The 17,171-nt window shown below is 73.8% G+C and carries 16 protein-coding genes and 1 pseudogene; 9 read left to right on the forward strand and 8 right to left on the reverse strand.

Features of this window, described 5'->3' with window-relative positions; genetic code table 11:
* Positions 1 to 106: 106 nt before the first annotated feature.
* On the reverse strand, positions 107 to 541 hold the full coding sequence (locus RZ50_RS24075) for a MarR family transcriptional regulator (protein ID WP_196952492.1): 435 nt from the start codon (positions 539 to 541) through the stop codon (positions 107 to 109).
* A 166-nt stretch (positions 542 to 707) separates the two neighbouring features.
* On the opposite strand from RZ50_RS24075, the gene RZ50_RS24080 reads away from it, so the two are divergent.
* The gene (locus tag RZ50_RS24080; protein ID WP_196952482.1) at positions 708 to 1,574 is read left to right on the forward strand and encodes an alpha/beta fold hydrolase; all 867 of its coding nucleotides are present in this window, start codon (positions 708 to 710) and stop codon (positions 1,572 to 1,574) included.
* Between the two features lie 199 nt (positions 1,575 to 1,773).
* On the opposite strand, the gene RZ50_RS24085 is transcribed toward RZ50_RS24080, so the two are convergent.
* Positions 1,774 to 3,018 (reverse strand): hypothetical protein, encoded by a 1,245-nt coding sequence (locus RZ50_RS24085; protein WP_196952481.1) that lies wholly within the window; start codon positions 3,016 to 3,018, stop codon positions 1,774 to 1,776.
* Positions 3,019 to 3,418: 400 nt separating this feature from the next.
* On the opposite strand from RZ50_RS24085, the gene RZ50_RS24090 reads away from it, so the two are divergent.
* Complete coding sequence (locus RZ50_RS24090; RefSeq protein ID WP_196952480.1) at positions 3,419 to 3,946, forward strand: hypothetical protein; 528 nt, start codon at positions 3,419 to 3,421, stop codon at positions 3,944 to 3,946.
* 124 nt (positions 3,947 to 4,070) lie between these two features.
* Here the strand turns inward: RZ50_RS24090 and RZ50_RS24095 are convergent, their stop codons facing one another.
* A complete protein-coding gene (locus RZ50_RS24095; RefSeq protein WP_196952479.1) occupies positions 4,071 to 4,334 on the reverse strand; it encodes a dsRBD fold-containing protein in 264 nt (87 codons plus the stop codon).
* A gap of 344 nt (positions 4,335 to 4,678) precedes the next feature.
* Between RZ50_RS24095 and RZ50_RS24100 the strand changes: the two genes are divergently transcribed.
* The 3 genes and pseudogenes from RZ50_RS24100 to RZ50_RS30210 all read left to right on the forward strand — a co-directional run bounded on the left by RZ50_RS24100 (position 4,679) and on the right by RZ50_RS30210 (position 6,487).
* Complete coding sequence (locus RZ50_RS24100) at positions 4,679 to 5,668, forward strand: DMT family transporter (protein WP_196952478.1); 990 nt, start codon at positions 4,679 to 4,681, stop codon at positions 5,666 to 5,668.
* Between the two features lie 59 nt (positions 5,669 to 5,727).
* Positions 5,728 to 5,781, forward strand: a pseudogene (locus RZ50_RS30205) (hypothetical protein); the annotation flags it as partial.
* A gap of 172 nt (positions 5,782 to 5,953) precedes the next feature.
* Complete coding sequence (locus RZ50_RS30210) at positions 5,954 to 6,487, forward strand: DUF6629 family protein (protein ID WP_374199977.1); 534 nt, start codon at positions 5,954 to 5,956, stop codon at positions 6,485 to 6,487.
* Here RZ50_RS30210 and RZ50_RS24105 read toward each other — a convergent pair.
* Positions 6,378 to 7,709: an MFS transporter gene (locus RZ50_RS24105; protein WP_196952477.1), complete on the reverse strand. Its 1,332-nt coding sequence runs from the start codon at positions 7,707 to 7,709 to the stop codon at positions 6,378 to 6,380. The two genes, RZ50_RS30210 and RZ50_RS24105, sit on opposite strands and share 110 nt — an antisense overlap.
* Positions 7,706 to 8,311 (reverse strand): transcriptional regulator, encoded by a 606-nt coding sequence (locus tag RZ50_RS24110; RefSeq protein WP_196952476.1) that lies wholly within the window; start codon positions 8,309 to 8,311, stop codon positions 7,706 to 7,708. Before RZ50_RS24110 ends, RZ50_RS24105 begins: the two co-directional genes overlap by 4 nt.
* 343 nt (positions 8,312 to 8,654) lie before the next feature.
* On the opposite strand from RZ50_RS24110, the gene RZ50_RS24115 reads away from it, so the two are divergent.
* Complete coding sequence (locus tag RZ50_RS24115) at positions 8,655 to 9,476, forward strand: hypothetical protein (RefSeq protein ID WP_196952475.1); 822 nt, start codon at positions 8,655 to 8,657, stop codon at positions 9,474 to 9,476.
* A gap of 117 nt (positions 9,477 to 9,593) precedes the next feature.
* Positions 9,594 to 11,324 carry a DNA polymerase/3'-5' exonuclease PolX gene (gene polX, locus RZ50_RS24120; RefSeq protein ID WP_196952474.1) on the forward strand — a complete coding sequence of 577 codons (1,731 nt, stop codon included), beginning with the start codon at positions 9,594 to 9,596 and terminating at the stop codon, positions 11,322 to 11,324.
* 103 nt (positions 11,325 to 11,427) lie between these two features.
* Here the strand turns inward: polX and RZ50_RS24125 are convergent, their stop codons facing one another.
* Both RZ50_RS24125 and RZ50_RS24130 read right to left on the reverse strand, forming a co-directional pair.
* A complete protein-coding gene (locus RZ50_RS24125) occupies positions 11,428 to 12,306 on the reverse strand; it encodes a PfkB family carbohydrate kinase (RefSeq protein WP_196952473.1) in 879 nt (292 codons plus the stop codon).
* Positions 12,307 to 12,309: 3 nt separating this feature from the next.
* Positions 12,310 to 13,251, reverse strand: a complete 942-nt coding sequence (locus RZ50_RS24130) for a pseudouridine-5'-phosphate glycosidase (protein WP_196952472.1) — start codon at positions 13,249 to 13,251, stop codon at positions 12,310 to 12,312.
* A gap of 168 nt (positions 13,252 to 13,419) precedes the next feature.
* Here RZ50_RS24130 and RZ50_RS24135 point away from each other — a divergent pair, with 168 nt between their 5' ends.
* Positions 13,420 to 14,322 carry a LysR family transcriptional regulator gene (locus RZ50_RS24135; protein ID WP_196952471.1) on the forward strand — a complete coding sequence of 301 codons (903 nt, stop codon included), beginning with the start codon at positions 13,420 to 13,422 and terminating at the stop codon, positions 14,320 to 14,322.
* 127 nt (positions 14,323 to 14,449) lie between these two features.
* Complete coding sequence (locus RZ50_RS24140) at positions 14,450 to 16,114, forward strand: peptide-N4-asparagine amidase (protein ID WP_196952470.1); 1,665 nt, start codon at positions 14,450 to 14,452, stop codon at positions 16,112 to 16,114.
* Positions 16,115 to 16,493: 379 nt separating this feature from the next.
* On the opposite strand, the gene RZ50_RS24145 is transcribed toward RZ50_RS24140, so the two are convergent.
* Positions 16,494 to 17,162: a response regulator transcription factor gene (locus tag RZ50_RS24145; protein ID WP_308272164.1), complete on the reverse strand. Its 669-nt coding sequence runs from the start codon at positions 17,160 to 17,162 to the stop codon at positions 16,494 to 16,496.
* Positions 17,163 to 17,171 lie beyond the last annotated feature (9 nt).

Here is a 17,171-nt window from a genome sequence, read left to right on the forward strand (position 1 = left end):
CCCGGCTCCGACGGGTCGCTCCGCTCAGCGCTGCCTCGCGGTCGGCCCCTGGCGTTCAGTCCTGCCTGGCGCTCGGTCCCCCCTGGCGCTCAGTCCTGCCTTGCTCTCAGTCCTGCCGTGCGGAGGTCACCACCGCGGTCACGGCCTCCAGGAAGCGCCGGGCCGTCGCCAGCTCCGCGGGGTCGAACCGGCCCATCTCCGCGACCAGGTCCCCGATCAGCCCGCCAAAGAAGCCCTGCCCCAGCTCCATCGCCCGTTCCTGCACCACCAGTCGAACCTTTCGCCGGTCCTGCTGATCGCGCTCGCGGCGGAGCAGCCCGAGCCGCTCCAGCCGGTCCACCAGGCCGGTGGTGCCCGCGGAGTTCAGCCGCAGCGCCTCCCCGAGCCGGCCCGGGGTGACCACCTGCCCGGCCCGGGCGGCGTCCAGCAGGTGGATCAGCGCCCGCAGATCGGTCGGATGCAGCCCGTTCCGGGCCGCGAACTCCGCCCCGAACAGGTCGAGTTCGACCGTCAGACCGCGCAGCAGGTGAACCAGCCGCATCGGCTCCTCAACCTCAGCCACCCTCTCGTCCTTCCTCGGGCCTTCATGTGCCACTATTCTCTCGCTCATCGAGATACTTGCTCAACGAGCTGTTCGTCGGGCAATTCGTCGCGTGACGCGGCGGGTGATCCCGCGCGCGATCACACCACACCCGCGGAGGCCCATCATGTCCGCCCGCACCGCCCCCTTCCTCACCGCCTACGACGCGCTGCTCGCCCGCTGGCCCGTCCCGGTCGAACCGCTCACCGTCCGCACCGCCCACGGCACCACCCGGATCAACGCCTGCGGCCCCGCCGACGGCCGTCCCCTCGTCCTGCTCCACGGCGGCGGCGCCACCTCCACCATGTGGTTCGCCAACGTCGGCGCCTGGGCCGGAGCCGGCCGCCGCGTCCTCGCCGTCGACCTCATCGGCGACCCGGGCCGCAGCGTCCACGACGGCACCCCGCCCGGCGGCGTCCCCGGCCTGCTCGGCTGGCTGGACGCCGTCCTCGACCGCCTCGACCTCCCCGAGGCCGACCTCTGCGGCCACTCCTACGGCGCCTGGATCGCCCTGGAGTACGCGCTGCACGCCCCCACCCGGATCGGCCGGCTCGCCCTGCTCGACCCCACCCAGTGCTTCACCGGCTTCCGCCCCGGCTACCTCCTGCGCGTCCTACCGCTCTTCCTCCCCCGCCGCACCCCGGACCGCGCCCGCTCCTACCTCGACTGGGAAACCGGCGGCGGCCCCCGTCTCGACCCCGACTGGCGCGAGCTCTACGCCCTCGGCTACGCCGGCTTCCCCGCCTCCTCCCCCGTCACCGGCCCCCGCCCCACCCCCGCCCGACTCCACGACCTCACCACCCCGCTCCTCACCCTCTACGCCGCCGACTCCCGCGCCCACGATCCCCACCGCACCGCCGAAGCCACCCGCCGCGCCCTCCCCCAGGCCACCGTCCTCACCGTCCCGGGCGCCTCCCACCACAACCTCCCCATGGCCGCCGCCCCCACCGTCAACCGGCACGTACTCGACTTCCTCACCCCCACCCACCCCTGACCGCCCTCCACACCCCGCGCCCGACACGCCCGCCCTCCCGAGAAGTCGGCCCCGCCGACTTCTCGTGCGACGCCACGACCCGCCGAGCCGCAAGCCCCCAAGCACCGAGCCCGGCCAGGACCCACGCGGGCGCAGCACTCGTCGCGCACCCGCCGAAGACAGTCGCGCCACTCCCGGCCCAGGGGGTGACAATCCATCCCTACGGTTGACCGGGCTCGCGCGGAACGCGCCGCGCCCTCGCGGGTTCTGGCCGCCGGGCGCCGGCGGCGAGCTCGCTGAGGCGCTCGCCGATCACGGAAACGCCCGGACGCGGCTCCTGCTCGTAGTACCGGGGCTTGCGCCGGCGCAGCAGTTCCTCACCGTGCTCGCCCCAAGTGAATCCAGGCTTCCGCAGCAGCTTTCGAAAGACCGTGTCGGCCGTCTCCGGGTGGGCGGCGACCAGCCGGCGGAGCGGCAGCGGCGTGATCGAATCCTCTCGCAGGTACACGCGCAGCAGATCCTGCTGCTGTTTGCGGCCTGCGGGGGCCGGGTTCGCGAAGAGGTCCCGCAGCATCCCGTAGTCCGGGTAGAAGTTGAGCCCGTCGACCTCGTCGTAGATGACGCCGACCGTCTCCGAGTCCGCGAGTTCTCGGGGTAGTTCGAAGGCCGGAAGATCGGGACCCGGGATCCGCCCGCCCCGGGCCCGGTCGGGATGCCCGGTGGCGGCGGCCTCCTGCCGGTGCCGGTAGTAGGCGTTGAGCCGGTCCTCGACCTCGGCAGGCGGAAGGACCAGTTCGTCGCTGCCGCAGAACTCGATGAACGCGGCCCGGTCCTCCCGCATCGCGCGCCATCCCTGCTCGATCTTCGCGGGGTTGCGGAAGACCAGTTCGGGTCGGCCGGCGGCGAAGTGGAGTGCGGTCCGGGCGATCTCGGCGGCGCTGGACCTCGGGTAGTACGACATCGCACCCGAGACCAGCCACACCCCGTCGACCGAGTGGACGGGCACGAGGCAGGTGAGGAGGAATCCTCCCCTGGACACTCCGCGGAAGGCCGCCCGCCCGACGTTCGAGTACGTGCGGTATTCGAGGTCGTCGACCAGATTCAGCAGGACGACGGCGTCCCCGTCCCTGCGCTGGATCTCGAAGACGCCCTCCACCGGGTCACGCCAGCCGAGCAGCATCGCCCGATCGGCTTCGGTCAAGTCCCGTCGTCCCGCGACGAATCGGTCCACCACGGTCGAACCGCCCGGCAGGCGGTACCGGAGGATGAAGTCGTCGATGATCCGGATCGCCTCGCCCTCGTCCAGTCGCCTCTCCGGGCCCGCCGCCTCCAGCAGGAGCGGGGTCAACCACCGGTCGAAGCGCGCGCCCTGGGCGAAGGCGACGAGCTCGCCCTTCAGTTCGGAACTTCGTTCGATCAGGACTCGCAGCGGCGTCTCGTTTCCGCTCCGTCCAACGACAGCCATGCGAGCCCTCTCGATCGTGAAGGTTTCCGACACTCACCGCGCCCTGGAGGAGCGATACGCCTCGACCCGCTCCGCTCCGCCCGGAGCCCGCCCCGCCATTGGACGGCCAGCGCCACGCTAGCGCGGTTCGGATCGCCCCCGGCACCGCCGACCGCCGATACCTGAGGCTCCTGCTACCGGGTGGCACCGAGGCCCCTCGGTTCGCTCGGCTGTGGAGCGGATTGGCAACGGAGCGGCTCAGCCGTGACCGGGCACCGGTCCGGTAGCGCGCGAACCGTGGACGCGGGCGGCGGCCGGAAACCGACGTAGCCATCAAGTCTCTTTGCCCACACGGAACTTGGCCCTGGCAGACTACCGCCCCGCAACCGCCCCACTCGCACCTCACTTCCCTGGAGCAGTCATGTCCGTGTTCGTCAGACGCCTCGTGCCCGCAGCAGTGCTCGCGCTCGCCGCCCTGGCCGTCACTCCCGGCGGCGCGTCCGCCGCCAACGGGGCGGCCCCGGCCGTCGCCACCTCGCCGGGCGAGCACCTGGGGCTCACCTGGACGGTCCTGGAGCAGCGCGACGGCTCGGTGCACGTCGGGACCGACACCCTCAGCAACCCGTACCTCGGCGACACCGACCCCGGGACCGAACTGCCGGTGCTCTGCATCCGGGTGGACGGTCGGCCGGCCCCGGCCGGGATCCCCACCACCGGCTTCCACAGCTGGGCGGGCGGCGAGGTGGCGGCGACCGCGCCGACGGCGGGCTCCGAGCTGACCAGCCGGGACGAGGCCGACGGGCTGTGCGCGGACACCTTCGGCAGCGACTGGCGGATGGCCGAGTTCCACGACGGCGAGGGCTGGTCGTTCTGGGCCACCGGCACCCTCCCGTCCGACACCCGGTTCTGGACGGCCATCAACGACCAGCCGGCCAACCCCTGGAGCTGAGCAGCGCGGTACTCGGGCCGGGGTCGGCCGCGCAGGAGCGGTCGCCCCGGGCCGGGGCCCCGGGGCCGTCGGGGTGCCAGGACACCGAGGTCCGCGGGTTCACGAGGTCCGCGGGTTCGCGGGTTCAGTAGATCAGGTAGCCCGGCCGGTGCCCCTCGTCCTCGATCTCCCCGGTGGCCTGGGCCCGCAGCTTGCGGGACAGCTCCTCCAGGGCCCGGGAGGCCGCGACCTCCTCACCGATCCTGGCGAGCGGACGGTCCTCCGCGCTCTTCTCCGACTCGCCGTGCGCGCTCAGGCCCGGTGCCCTGGCGCCCGTCAGCCTGGCGTCGCACGCCGTGTGCACGCCGTCCTCCTCGAAGCTCAGCTCCACGTCCCACTGGTTGTGCATGGCACACCTCCTGGCCCCGACCCCCGTCGTGCCGGTCCGGGCCGGCACGGACGGTGGACCCGTGGCGGCCACTCACACCAGCGTGCGCCTGCCCCACCCGCCGCGGCAAGCTCGGCCGTTGCCGCGGACGACCGTGGGACGCCCGGCCCGGATCGGGCACGCCCCGTCCCACCGATCAGCCGATCAACTGATCGACCGGCCGACAGCCGATCCACCGTGTCCTCGCGTCCGACCGGCTCCGGCCGCCGCCTCGGCAGTACGCTGACGGCAGCGCGCCGCGACCGCTGACCCCACCCCGGACCCGCCGACGCGGCGCGGGGCAGCGACAACCTGGTGGTCCCTCCGTGGCGGTCTTCCTCCTCGCCCTCGGTGCGGCCTGCTGTCTGGGACTCGGCTTCGTCCTCCAGCAGCACGCGGCGCAGCGGGCTCCTCGTGCCGACCTGTTGCGCTGGCGGCTGCTGCTGGACCTGATCCGGATGCCCCAGTGGCTGCTCGGCACCGCCTTCATGGTCAGCGGACTGATCCTCTCGGCGCTCGCTCTGCACCAGGGTGAGGTGTCCCTGGTGGAACCGCTGCTGGCGACCAATCTGATCTTCGCCATGACGCTCGCCCGGGTGCTGACCCGTCAGACCCTGGGCCGCTCCGGCTGGGCCGGGGTGCTGCTGCTGGCCCTCGGGGTGACGGCGTTCATCGTGGCCGGTCGGCCCACCGGCGGCGGACCGCCCGCCGGTGAGCTGCGGCACTGGCTGGTGGTCGGCACCGTGGTCGGGCTGACCGTGCTGCTGGTCTCGCTCGCCCGGCGGCTGCCGCTGTTCGAGGAGGCCACGCTGCTGGCGCTCGCCGCCGGACTGCTCTACGGCCTACAGGACGCGCTCACCCGCACCACCACCCAGCGCCTCGACCACGACGGGCTGGCCGCGGTGCTGCGCAGCTGGCAGCCGTACGCGGTGGTGGTGGCGGGCGTGGTCGGACTGCTGCTGGTGCAGAGCGCCTTCGAGGCCGCACCGCTGCGGATGTCCCTGCCCGCGCTGACCGCCGCCCAGCCGCTGTCCGGGATCGCCTGCGCGGTCGGCTTCCTCGGCGACCGGCTGCGGGTGACCCCGGGCGCCCTGGCCTGGCAGGCGGTCGGCCTGCTGGCCATCGTGGTCGGGGTGATCGTGATCGGACGGCACCCCGCGATGCCCGGCACCACCGCCCGCGACACCCTGGAGAGCATCGGGGCACCACCGGAGAACGGACCCGACGTCGACAACGGCGTCGGCGACGGCAACGACATCGACGACGCCGTCGATGACAGCCACGACGGCGGCGACATGAGCGGGAAGGGCGAGTAGGCGGCCCGGCGTGCCAGAACGCCCAGGCGGACACCGTGGCCGGCGGGGTGGTCGCGACCGTGGGCGCGGCGTGCCTGGTCCGCGCCCGGCGGTCCGGCCGGCCGCAGCGGCTGCCGCTCGCCGCGCTCCCGCTGGTGCTGGGCGTGCACCAGCTGATCGAGGCGCTGGTCCGGCTCGGTGCGGACGACGGCCTGCCGCTCTCCCTCGCCGGGACCGGAGCTCCAGGATCGCCCGGGCGGTTATCGCCCTGCCGCTGCCGCCCGTCCTGGTCCCCGCCGGAGTGCGGTGCGCGGCCACCGAACCCGGCCGCTCCACCGGCCCGGCCCGCCGACGGGCGCTCACCGCGCTCACCTGCTGGGCGCAGCGGTCGCGGTTCCGCTCGCGGCGGCCGTCGCCACCCGTCCGGCGACGGCCACCGTGCACGGGCACACCCTCGGCTACGCCATCGGCGTCCCGCACCCGGCCGTCCTGCTCGCCGGCTATCTCCTCACCACGGTCGGCTCCCTCCACATCAGCGGCGACCGGCTGCTCCGCCGCCTCGGCCTGCTCGCCGGAGCGGGCGCCGCGCTCTGCGCCCTGCTCTGGCACCTCGCTTTCATCTCCACCCTGGTGCGCCCTCGCGGCCCTGGTCAGCCTCCTGCTCCTCCCCTGGTCCGTACGCCTGCCCGCGCCCGGTCCGGCGATCGGTGTCGACGCCGACACCGAGGGCCTAGGAGCGGGTCGCGGCCACCACCTCATCCGATCCCTGCTCGACGGCCTCGGTGCCCCCGTGGCCCCGGAGGCGGTCCATCTCCCGCCACTCCGGCCGCAGGCCGGTGAGTGTCGTGGTGGCGAAGTACAGGACCCCGGCCGTGAGCAGGCTGGGTATCAGGCCGACGAGGGCGACGGCCCCGCCGGCCAGGAGACCGCCGAGCGGGATTCCTGCCCAGGCCAGGGAGTCCCCGAGGGCGTGCACCCGGCCGAGGAGGTGGCGGGGCACCCGTTCGAAGAGGACCGCGCCGAGGATCGGGTTGAGGAAGCCGGAGCCGAAGCCGCCGACCGCGAAGACCGTGATCACCACCCACATCGGCGCGTCGAGCGCGAGCACCAGGTAGCGCGGCGCTCCGGCGAGCAGGAAGCCGACGAAGAAGACCGTACGGCGGGGCAGCCGGTGGGCGAGCGCCGCCGCGATCAGGCTGCCGACCACCGCCGTGACGCCCATGGCGCTGCCGATCAGGCCGATGGCGGCCGGGCCGTTGCCGGACTCCCGGGCCCAGACCGGGACGAGCACCGTCACGAACCCGGCGTCGAGCAGGTTGGTGATGCCGACCATCACGGTCACGGTGAGCAGCAGCGGCTCGGTCCGCAGGAAGCCGAAGCCCTCCCGGAACATCCGCCAGTAGCCGCCGCTGCCGTCGCCGGCCTCCGCCGTTCCGGTCGCGTCCGCGGCCGCCGGGCGCCCCATGCCCTTCGGCAGCGCCACGGCGATGATCAGCGACCCGAGCGCGAAGGTGCCCGCGTTGACCGCCAGCCCGGCCAGCGGCCCGATCACGGCGACCAGCCCACCGCCGGCCGCCGGGCCGATCGTGGAGGCGAGCCGCTCGGTGACGCCCGCGAGCCCGGTGGCGCGCTCCATCGGCACCCGGGCGTGGTCGGCCGCCTCCGGCACCATGACCGACTTGGCCAAGTCCCCCGGGCCGCGCATCGCGCCGATCACCGCGACCATCACCAGCAGCAGCCAGAACGGCAGCAGCCCGCGCGCGTGCAGCAGCGGGACCAGCCCGGCCGCGACGGCGCTCACCGCGTCCGTCGTCCAGGACACCACGCGTGGCCCGAGCCGGTCGACCAGCGGCCCGGTTAAGGCCTTGACCAGCACGTACGGCGCCATCTCGGCGAAGGCGACCAGGCCGGTCATGGTGGCGCTGCCGGTGGTGGCCAGGACGAACCAGGGCAGGGCGATGGCCGAGATCCGTGTCCCGGTCAGGGACACGGCCATGGCGGCCAGCACCCCGACCAGCGGTCGGAGGCTGCGCGCGGGCGGGTCCGTCACGACGGTGCTCATTCCGTCTCCCCCTCCTTCGGGTCGGGCAGCACGTGGACCACCACGGAGACCGGCTCGGAGCCCTCCGGCACCGGCCCCTCGGCGCCGACCCGGCGGTAGCGGCGGATCACCTCGGACAGCTCGCCGGACAGCCGCTCGGCCTCCTCCGGTGTGAGCTGCAGCAGCATGTCGCTGAGCTGCACCTCCTTGCGCCACTCCCGCGGCATCGTCTCGAAGGCGTCGAGCGCGCGCTGGGCGACCAGGGTGTGGGCGGCCAGGACGGAACGCAGGAAACCGCCGACCGTCTCGGGCTCCTCGTCCGCCATGTCGTCCCCCGTCCAGACCGTCAGCCGGTGCGGCGAACGCCACCACCGCTCCCGGCCGGTGCCGCGCTCCGCGTCCTCCTCGACGAAGCCCGCGGCCGCGAGCTGGCGCAGGTGGTAGCTGGTGGCTCCGGAGTTGAGCCCCAACTGCTCGGCCAGCCTCGTCGCGGTGGACGGGCCGTGCTTGCGCAGCAACCCCACCAACTGCATGCGCACGGGGTGGGCCATCGCCCGCATGCCCTTGGCAGTGAGGACGATGTGCGGATCGTCGCTGTGTTTCCAGCCGCTCTCTTCGGTCATGGCTCAGGAGCCTAGAACCGCAAAGGACTCTTTGCAAAGGGTTTTTTGCACGGACTTCTTCGCGGTTCTTTTCGCCGCGATTTCGCGGTTCGTCGCGGCGCGACCCCGAGGTTCGGCACGGGTACGACGTCGCAGGTCACCGCGGTGCGGCAGCGGCAGCCCCGCCGGTCGGAGGGTGGGCCGGTCCGCCGCTCGACGGGGCCCGACGCCCGGTTCGCGACCGGGCGCCGGATTGTCACCCGGACGGCTGAGGCGCAGGCTGGCACTAGGGCCCGGGAGACGGCCCACCCCGGTGGGCCGCAGAACCGGTGACGGCTGCCGGAGGGGCATGAGGGGCAGGACGATGTCACGCGGGAAGCTCTGGGGCTACGTCGCTTCGAGGGCCCGGGTGCTCGGGGCGCTCGGGGCAGGAAGCGGCGTGGGCGGCACGGGCGGCGTCGAGGACAAGGGCGGGGCGCGCCGCCCGGGCAGCACCCCGGCCGGGCAGGAGGACCTCGACCCGTTCCGGCCGTTGGCGATGGCGGGGCCCCGGCCGCTCTCCCGGACCGAACTGGCCCAGCTGCGGTGGACCGGCCGGCACGCCGGCTGCGATCCGCAGGCCCGGCACGTCCAGGTGGCCGAAGTGGTGCGCCGGGTGGTGCGGGGCGGCGGCCGGGCGACGGCCGTCACCGTCCGGATCGCACCCGGGCTGCCGGTGGTGGTCGCGGACGCCCGGCGGCTGGAGGCCGCGATAGCGGGCCTGGTCGACCACGCGATGCGACGCAACCCCCTCGGCGGCCGGGTACTGGTCCGGGCCGACGTCACGGATGCCGGGATCACCGATGCCGGGGCCACCAATGCCGGGATCACCGATGCCGGGGCCACCGATGTCGAGGTCGCCGATGCCGGGGTCACCGATACCGGCCCGGATCTGGGGTCGAACCGCGCGCCCGGCCGGGGCGGACCGGCGCCCGGACGGGCCCGGGTGGAGGTCCGGGTCTCCGACCGCGGCGCCCACGAGCCGCCCGGGGCCCGCGAGGCGCTGTCGGCCGACCCGCGGGCCGGCGGACCGGTCGGCCCGGCGCTGCACAACCTGGTGCTGGCGGCGGGCGGACGACTCGCCGTCGAACCCACCCCCGGCGGCGGCCTGACCGTGGTGCTGGTGCTGGGCGTCGCGTACGAGTAGTCGCACACCGGAGTCGCACACCGAACACGAGTGGTCGCACACCGGACCGACAACCGCACACGGCAGCCACACGGCAACCACACGGCGGCCGACGGCCGCCGAACCTAGACTTGCCCCATGCCCCGGCTCAACGACCAGGTCAGGGAGTTGCTCCAGGAGTACGCCGACCTGATCAACATCACCGGAGGGGACGCCTTCCGGGCCCGCGCCTACGAGAAGGCCGCCCGGGCGGTCGGCGGCCACCCCGAGGACCTCGCAGGCCTGGACGTCAAGGGCCTTCAGCAGATCCCCGGTGTCGGCAAGTCCACCGCCGAGAAGGTCGCCGAGTACCTCTCCACCGGCCGGATCACCGCCCTGGAGACCCTCCGCGCCCGGATCCCGTCCGGCGTGCGGGAGATGATGGCCGTCCCCAGCGTCGGCCCGAAGCGCGCCCTCGCCCTCTACCGGGACCTCGGCATCGCCTCCGTCGACGAACTCGCCGAGGCCGTCCGCGCCGACCGGCTGTCCGGCGTGGCCGGGTTCGGCGAGCGCAGCGGCGAGAAGATCCTGCACGGCATCGAGCTGATGCGGCGGTCCGGCGGCCGCACCCTCCTCGACACCGCCACCGTGCTGGCCGACCAGCTGGTCGCCGCGCTCTCGGCCGTCCCCGGCTGCACCGGCTGCGCGTACGCCGGTTCGCTGCGCCGGATGCGCGAGACGGTGGGCGACATCGACGTGCTGGCGACCGCCGCCGACTCCGCCCCGCTGATGGCCGCGCTCACCGAACTCCCGTACGTGGCCGAGGTGATCGCGAGCGGCCCGACCAAGACCTCGGTCCGCACCAGCCAGGGCGTCCAGGTGGACCTGCGGGTCGTCCCGCAGGAGGACTGGGGCGCGGCGCTCGTCTACTTCACCGGATCGAAGGCGCACAACATCAGGCTGCGCACGATGGCCGTCCGGGCCGGGCTGAAGCTCTCGGAGTACGGGCTGTTCGAGGTCGACGGCGGCGCGAAGGTGGTGTCGGAGACCGAGGACGAGGTGTACGCGGCGCTCGGCCTGCCCTGGATCCCACCCCCGCTGCGCGAGGACCGGGGTGAGATCGAGGCCGCCCTGAACGGTGAACTCCCCGAGCTCGTCCGGGAGTCGGACCTGCGCGGCGACCTGCACACGCACACCGACCTCACCGACGGCCTGGCCACCCTGGAGGAGATGGTCGACACGGCCGCGGCGCGCGGCTACTCCTACTACGCCGTCACCGACCACGCGCCGGACCTGGTGATGCAGCGGATGACCGACGAGAAGATGCTCGCCCAGCGCGAGCAGCTGCGCCGACTGGCCGACCGCCACCGGAAGTTGCGGCTGCTGCACGGCACCGAGCTGAACATCGGCCCGGACGGCGACGTGGACTGGCCGCCCGAGTTCCTGGCCGGCTTCGACGTCTGCGTGGCCTCGGTGCACTCGCACTTCGCCCTCGACCGCACCGCCCAGACCCGCCGCCTGATCCGCGCCTGCGAGAACCCGTACGTGCACGTCATCGGCCACCTCACCACCCGCCGGATCGGCCGGCGCGAACCGATCGACCTCGACCTGGACGCGGTGTTCGCCGCCGCCGCGCGCACCGGCACCGCGATCGAGATCAACGGCTCGCCGCAGCGCCTGGACCTGCGCGACGAGGACGTCCTGCGGGCCAGGCGCCACGGCGTGCGCTTCGCGATCGACAGCGACGCACACTCCACCGGCCAGCTCGCCAACCCGCGCTTCGGCGTGGGGACGGCGCAGCGCGGCTGGCTCACCGCCGAGGACGTGGTCAACACCTGGACGTGGCAGCGGTTGAAGCACTTCCTCCGCAAGGACGCACTGCGCCGGTAACGCCCGGCGGGCGGCCCCGAGCGGCCGGAAACCGTCCGCAGGGAAACCGCCCACAAGGAAACCGCCCGCCGGCTCAACACCAGCCGGATCAACGCCAACCGGCTCAGCACCCGCCGACCGAGGCCCCCGGCGACGCCAGCACCCGGGCCGCGCACCGGTGCCCGAGCCCGGCCGCCAGGTGCAGGTCCCCGGCGTCCAGGAACCCGGCCAGGAAGCCCGCCGCGAACGCGTCCCCGGCCCCGGTGAGGTCGCGCACCTCGGCGACCGGCGGCACCGGCACCGTGAGCAGCGGCTCGCCGGGCACGTCGACGGTGGTCGCCTCGGCGCCCGACTTGGTGACCACCGTGGTCGCGGCCAACCGGGCCCGCTCCGGCCCCGGCAGGCCGTCCACCAGCAGCCCGAGGTAGCCGGACTCGGAGCGGTTGGCGAACACGAAGGTCGGCGCCAACTCGGCCAGCAGGGCGAGGAACCGCTCCCGTCCGAACTGCTCCAGCATGCCGGTCGAGGACGCGTCCACCGAGGTGGTGCCGCCCGCCTCCCGGACCCGGGCGAGCGCGTCCACCGCCGTCCGGCCGATCGGATCGCCGTCGAAGGAGTAGGCGGGCACGTGCAGGTGGGTCAGGCCGGCCAGCCACTCGTCCGGGACGCGTTCCAGCAGCTTGGCGGCGCCGCGGTCGGGCAGCATGGTCCGCTCGCCGTCCTGGTCGATGAGCACCACGATGCTGCCGGTCCGGCCGCGCCGCTGCACCCGTACGTCCACGCCGTGGCCGCCGAGTTCGGCGACGACCCCGTCCCCGACGGCGTCCTCGCCGACGCAGCCGAGGAAGCGGGCCGGGTGGTGCCCGGCGGCGAAGCAGGCGACGTTGGCCGCGCTGCCGCCGCGCCGCCGGAACACCCGGGCGTCGGAGTCGGTGCCGTGGCGCAGCGGGCCGCCGGCCCAGACCACGATGTCCTCGACGAGGTCGCCGAGCACCCCGAGCACGGGTCAGGCCCCGGTCGGGGCGGCTGCCAGCGCGGTGGCGATCTCGCCCCCGAGGCGGACGTTGCCCCGGTAGACCTCGACGTTGACCTCCAGGCTGCGGCCGCCGGTGTCGCGCTGGATGTGGTCGAGCAGGAACGGCGTGGAGGCGTTGCCGGTGATGCCCTGGCGCTCGGCCTCGGCCCAGGCGCGGGCGAGGATGCCGTCCAGCTCCTCCGGCGGCAGTTGCTTGGCCGGGTCGACCGGGTTGGCGATCAGGACGGCCTGCGGCAGGCCGAGCCGGTCGCGGGCGTCGATGACCTCGGCGGCCTCCTCGGGCGACTGGACGCTGAAGTTGATCTCGTGGCCGGAGTCGGTGATGTAGAAGCCGGGGTACTTGCGGGTGCGGTAGCCGATGACCGGGATGTTGAGGGTCTCGAAGCGCTCCAGGGTGGCCCGGATGTCGAGGATGGACTTCACCCCGGCGCTGATCACGGTGACGGGGGTGGCGGCCAGGGTGGTCATGTCGGCGGACTCGTCGAAGCTCTCCGAGGCGCCGAAGTGGACGCCGCCGAGGCCGCCGGTGGAGAAGACCCGGACGCCCGCGCGGTGGGCGAGGAAGGCGGTGGCGGCGACGGTGGTGCCGCCGTGGCGGCCGAGCGCGGCGACCACGGGCAGGTCGCGCAGGCTGACCTTGTCCAGGCCGTCGGTCGCGGCCAGTTCGGTGATCTGTTCGGTGCTCAGTCCGACCGTGGGGACTCCCGCGTGCACACCGATGGTCGCCGGGACGACGCCGGCCTCCCGCAGTTGCTGCTCGGCCTCCAGCGCGACGGCCAGGTTGCGGGGCCGGGGCAGGCCGTGGGTGAAGATCGTCGACTCCAGGGCGACCACGGGACGGCCGTCGGCGACGGCCTGCGCGACCTCCTCGGAAACCCGGATGGCGGGGGTTGTGCTGGGCAGTCCGGTCATGGTGGGAGCTTCCTGTGAGATGCCACTGCGGTGGGGCAACGTGCTGGAAAGCGTATGAACGGCTCGCATCGGAATCCAGAATGAGTACTGGGATTTCCGATAGCCATACGACTATTAGTTCGTATTGGCCCACCTTGCTTCGTCCCTGTACGCACTAGGCTGACCGCCATGGGTTTCACCTTGCGTCAGCTGGAGGTCTTCCTGACCGTCGCCGAGACGCTGCACTTCGGCCGGGCCGCCGAGCGGCTGCACATCTCGCAGCCGACGGTCAGTCAGGAGGTCGCCCGGCTGGAGCGGACCGTCGGCGTCGAACTGTTCGACCGCAGCCGCCGCTCGGTGGCCCTGACCGAGGCGGGCGAGGTGATGGCCGCCGAGAGCGCCCGGCTGCTCGGCCAGGCCGAGGAGCTGCTGGCCAGGGTCCGGCTGCACGAGGAGTCCCGGCTGCGAACGGCTCGGATCGTCGCCTCGCCGAGCGTGGTGAACCGGCTGCTGCCGGCCGTGGTCAGCCGGGCCGAGCAGGAGCTGCCCGCGCTCAACACCGCCGAACTCGCCGTGGACACCGGGCAGGTCTCCACCACCCTGGCCGCCGAGCTCGCCGACATCGGCCTCGGCCGCTTCCTGGAGGAGGTGCCCGGCTACCGGCTGGAGCGCATCGCCGACGAGCCGGTGCGGGTGGCCCTCGGCCGGGACCACCCGCTGGCCGGACGGGCCGGCCTGGGCCTGGCCGAACTGCGCGACCTGCCACTGCTGCTGTGGCCGCGCGAGCAGCACCCGCGCTACTACGACCACGTGCTCGGCCTGTGCGCGGAGCACGGCGTCGACCCGCCGGTGCTGGTCAGCCCGCCGCGGATCGTCGGCTCCCGGCTCTACCTGCTCGCCCGCAACCGCGCCTTCTCCCTGGTGCCCGGCTCGATGACCGGTCACCTCACCGAGGACGTGGCCACCGTGCGACTGGACGGCCGGGCCACCCTGCCACTGGAGATGCAGTGGCGCACGGACGACCGGCGGCCCCCGCTGGCGACGCTGCGCGACCTGATCCGGCAGGAGGCGGCCGAGTTGGAGGAGGCCTGACGGGCGGCGGCAGCGGACTGGACCTCGACAACCCTTGACGCTGGCATGCCACCGCCGGAAGGATGCCCGGATCACCCACCCGGCCCGTCGCAGCGCCGACCGGCCGGCCGACCCCCGGGGATCCGCCTTGGCCCTGCGCCCGCTGCTCCGCCGCGCCGCCGGATTGATCGGCGCCGCCACCCTCGCCCTCGCCGGCACCCTCACCGCCGCCGGCCCCGCCCACGCCGACTTCGGCACCGGCTACCACGACCCGGTCACCGCCACCCGCCCGCTCACCCGCCCCGACACCCGCTCCTGCACCGTCGAGGTGATGCACGAGTGGGAGTTCCGCGACGGCTACGGCAACCCGCCGGACACCCCGTACACCGCCACCCTCACCCCGCCCGCCGACTGCGCCGGGCCCTGGTCGGCCGTGGTGCTGGACCTCCACGGGCAGGTCGCCGGGCGGCAGTTCGACCGGATCTTCAGTGTCCGCGTCGGCGGGGTCCAGGTGCTGCTCTCCTCCACCCCGGAGCCCTCCAAGGACGGCATCCGGTGGAACGTCGAGCACGACGTCACCCGTTACGCCCCGCTGTTCACGGCCGGTCCGCAGCCGTTCTCCTTCGACCTCGCCAACGTCACCGACGCCACCTACACCGGCGTCTACCGGATATCGGCGAGCCTGACCTTCTACACCGCGAACGACCGCTGGCCCGCCGCCCGCGCCGCCGACCGGCTGCTCACCACCGGCCCCTTCTCGCTCACCCAGGCCGCCCCGGCCGCCGGGCGCGAACTCACCTTCCCGCGGAACCTCGAACGCCTCACCGCCGAGGTGTACGCCCGGGGCGGCGGCGCCTGCGAGGAGTTCGCGTACGCCTCCGCGCCGGACGCCTTCGTCGCCGCCAACCCGTCCCTCGGCGTCTGCGGCAAGGGCCCGTTCCGCGAGCTGCGGCTCACCGTGGACGGCCGGGTGGCCGGAGCGGTCTGGCCGTACCCGGTGATCTACACCGGCGGCTGGGACCCGCTGCTGTGGCGGCCGGTCCCCGGCATCTTCGCCTTCGACCTGCCCGCCTACCGGCTCGACCTCACCCCGTACGCCGGCCTGCTGCTGGACGGCCGCCCGCACACCGTGGGGATCGCGGTCAACGCGAGCGAGGCGCAGAGCAACGACGTCTGGACCGGCCAGGTCAACCTGTTCGCCGAGGTCGACCACGGCACCGACCGCACCTCCGGGCAGCTCACCGACTACCGGGTCGCCCCCGAGGCCGCCGTGGACACCCGGCTCACCGACCACGGCGGCGGCAGCGGCGACTGGACCGTCACCGCCGCCCGGCACGACCTCGCCCGGGGCTGGGTGCAGACCTCGCACGGCCGGATCACCACCGAGGTCCGCGACGACCTGGCCTTCAGCTCCGCCCAGCAACTGCGCGACGGCGGCAACGACGTGACGCTGCACAACGGCACCGACCTCACCCGCACCACCTCCACCTGGGGCGGCGGGCCGCACCGCACCACCACCGTGCACGAGGGCGAGCCGCTGGACGTCGACTACGCCGTCACCCACGACGCCGCCGGGAACACCGACCAGCGCACCGCGATGACCCTCGGCTACCACCGCGAGGCCACCACGGCCACCGGAGGCCACGTCACCGAGCGCGCGACCGTCGACCACACCCTGCGGCCCACCGCCCAGCGCCACGACGGGGACCGCACGGTACGGACCGGCAGCAGCACCGAGGACTACCGCAGCACCGGACCGGAGGGGCCGTACCACCGGACACTCGACTTCGTGGACGGGTGGCCCCGACCGTGAGCACCGTCAGGGCCGTAGGCACCACAAGGGCCGCGAGCCCTGCGCCCCGCACGCCCTGCCGCGCCCTGAGCGATTTGCCGGAATTGGGAGCACTTTCCTCTGGTGCACGCCGCCCAGGAGGCGCATGATGAGAGGTGGACCTGCGAGGTAGCTGAAGGAGTTCGACCGCAGGAGGCGGTGGCGACAGATCGAGACGGATCAGGGTCTGCCGCCGGTACTACCTCGGTCGACGATCGAACTACCGGCCGGAGGACACCATGTCCGGAGGCCACCCCCACCTCGCAGGTTCCGCGCGTCCACGGAACATCCCCTCGGTTCCGTGGACGCGCTGCTGCGTGGACGCACTGCTCCGCGGGCGCCGCGCCGCGGTCCGGCGTGACTACTGCGGTATCGCGTAGCCCATCTCCCAGGCGTGCACGGCGATCCCGACCCGGTTCGCCACCCCGAGCTTGCGCTGGATGCTGGCCACGTGCGTCTTCACCGTGCCCGGGGAGATGAACAGTTCGGCCGCGATGTCGGCGTTGGTCCGGCCCGCCGCGACCTGCCCGGCGATCTCCGTCTCCCGCTCGGTCAGCGGCACCGCCGGCGCGGGCTGGGCGGGCCGGCGCGGCGCCGTCACGTGCCGCAGCAGCCGCACCGTGACCGAGGGGCTGATCAGGCTCTCCCCGTCCGCCGCCGCCCGGACCGCCTCGGCCAGCAGGGACGGGCCGGACCGCTTCAGCAGGAAGCCGGACGCGCCGTACCGCAGCGCCGGGTACACGTACTCGTCCAGGTCGAAGGTGGTCAGCACCACCACCCGCACCGAGCCGGACAGCCGCCTGGTCACCTCCAGCCCGTCCAACCGGGGCATCCGGATGTCCACCAGGGCCACGTCCGGCCGCAGTTCGGCCGCCAGCTCCAGCGCCTCCTGCCCGTCGGCGGCCTCACCCACCACCTCGATGTCCGGCTGCGCGTCCAGGAACCGTCGCACGCTCCGCCGCACGGCCTCCTGGTCGTCCGCGATCAGCGTCCGGATGACCCGCGGACACACACCGTTCGCACTCGTCACACCCGGCAG

It is taken from the genome of Kitasatospora sp. SUK 42 (assembly GCF_015776785.2).
Taxonomy (GTDB): Bacteria; Actinomycetota; Actinomycetes; order Streptomycetales; family Streptomycetaceae; genus Kitasatospora.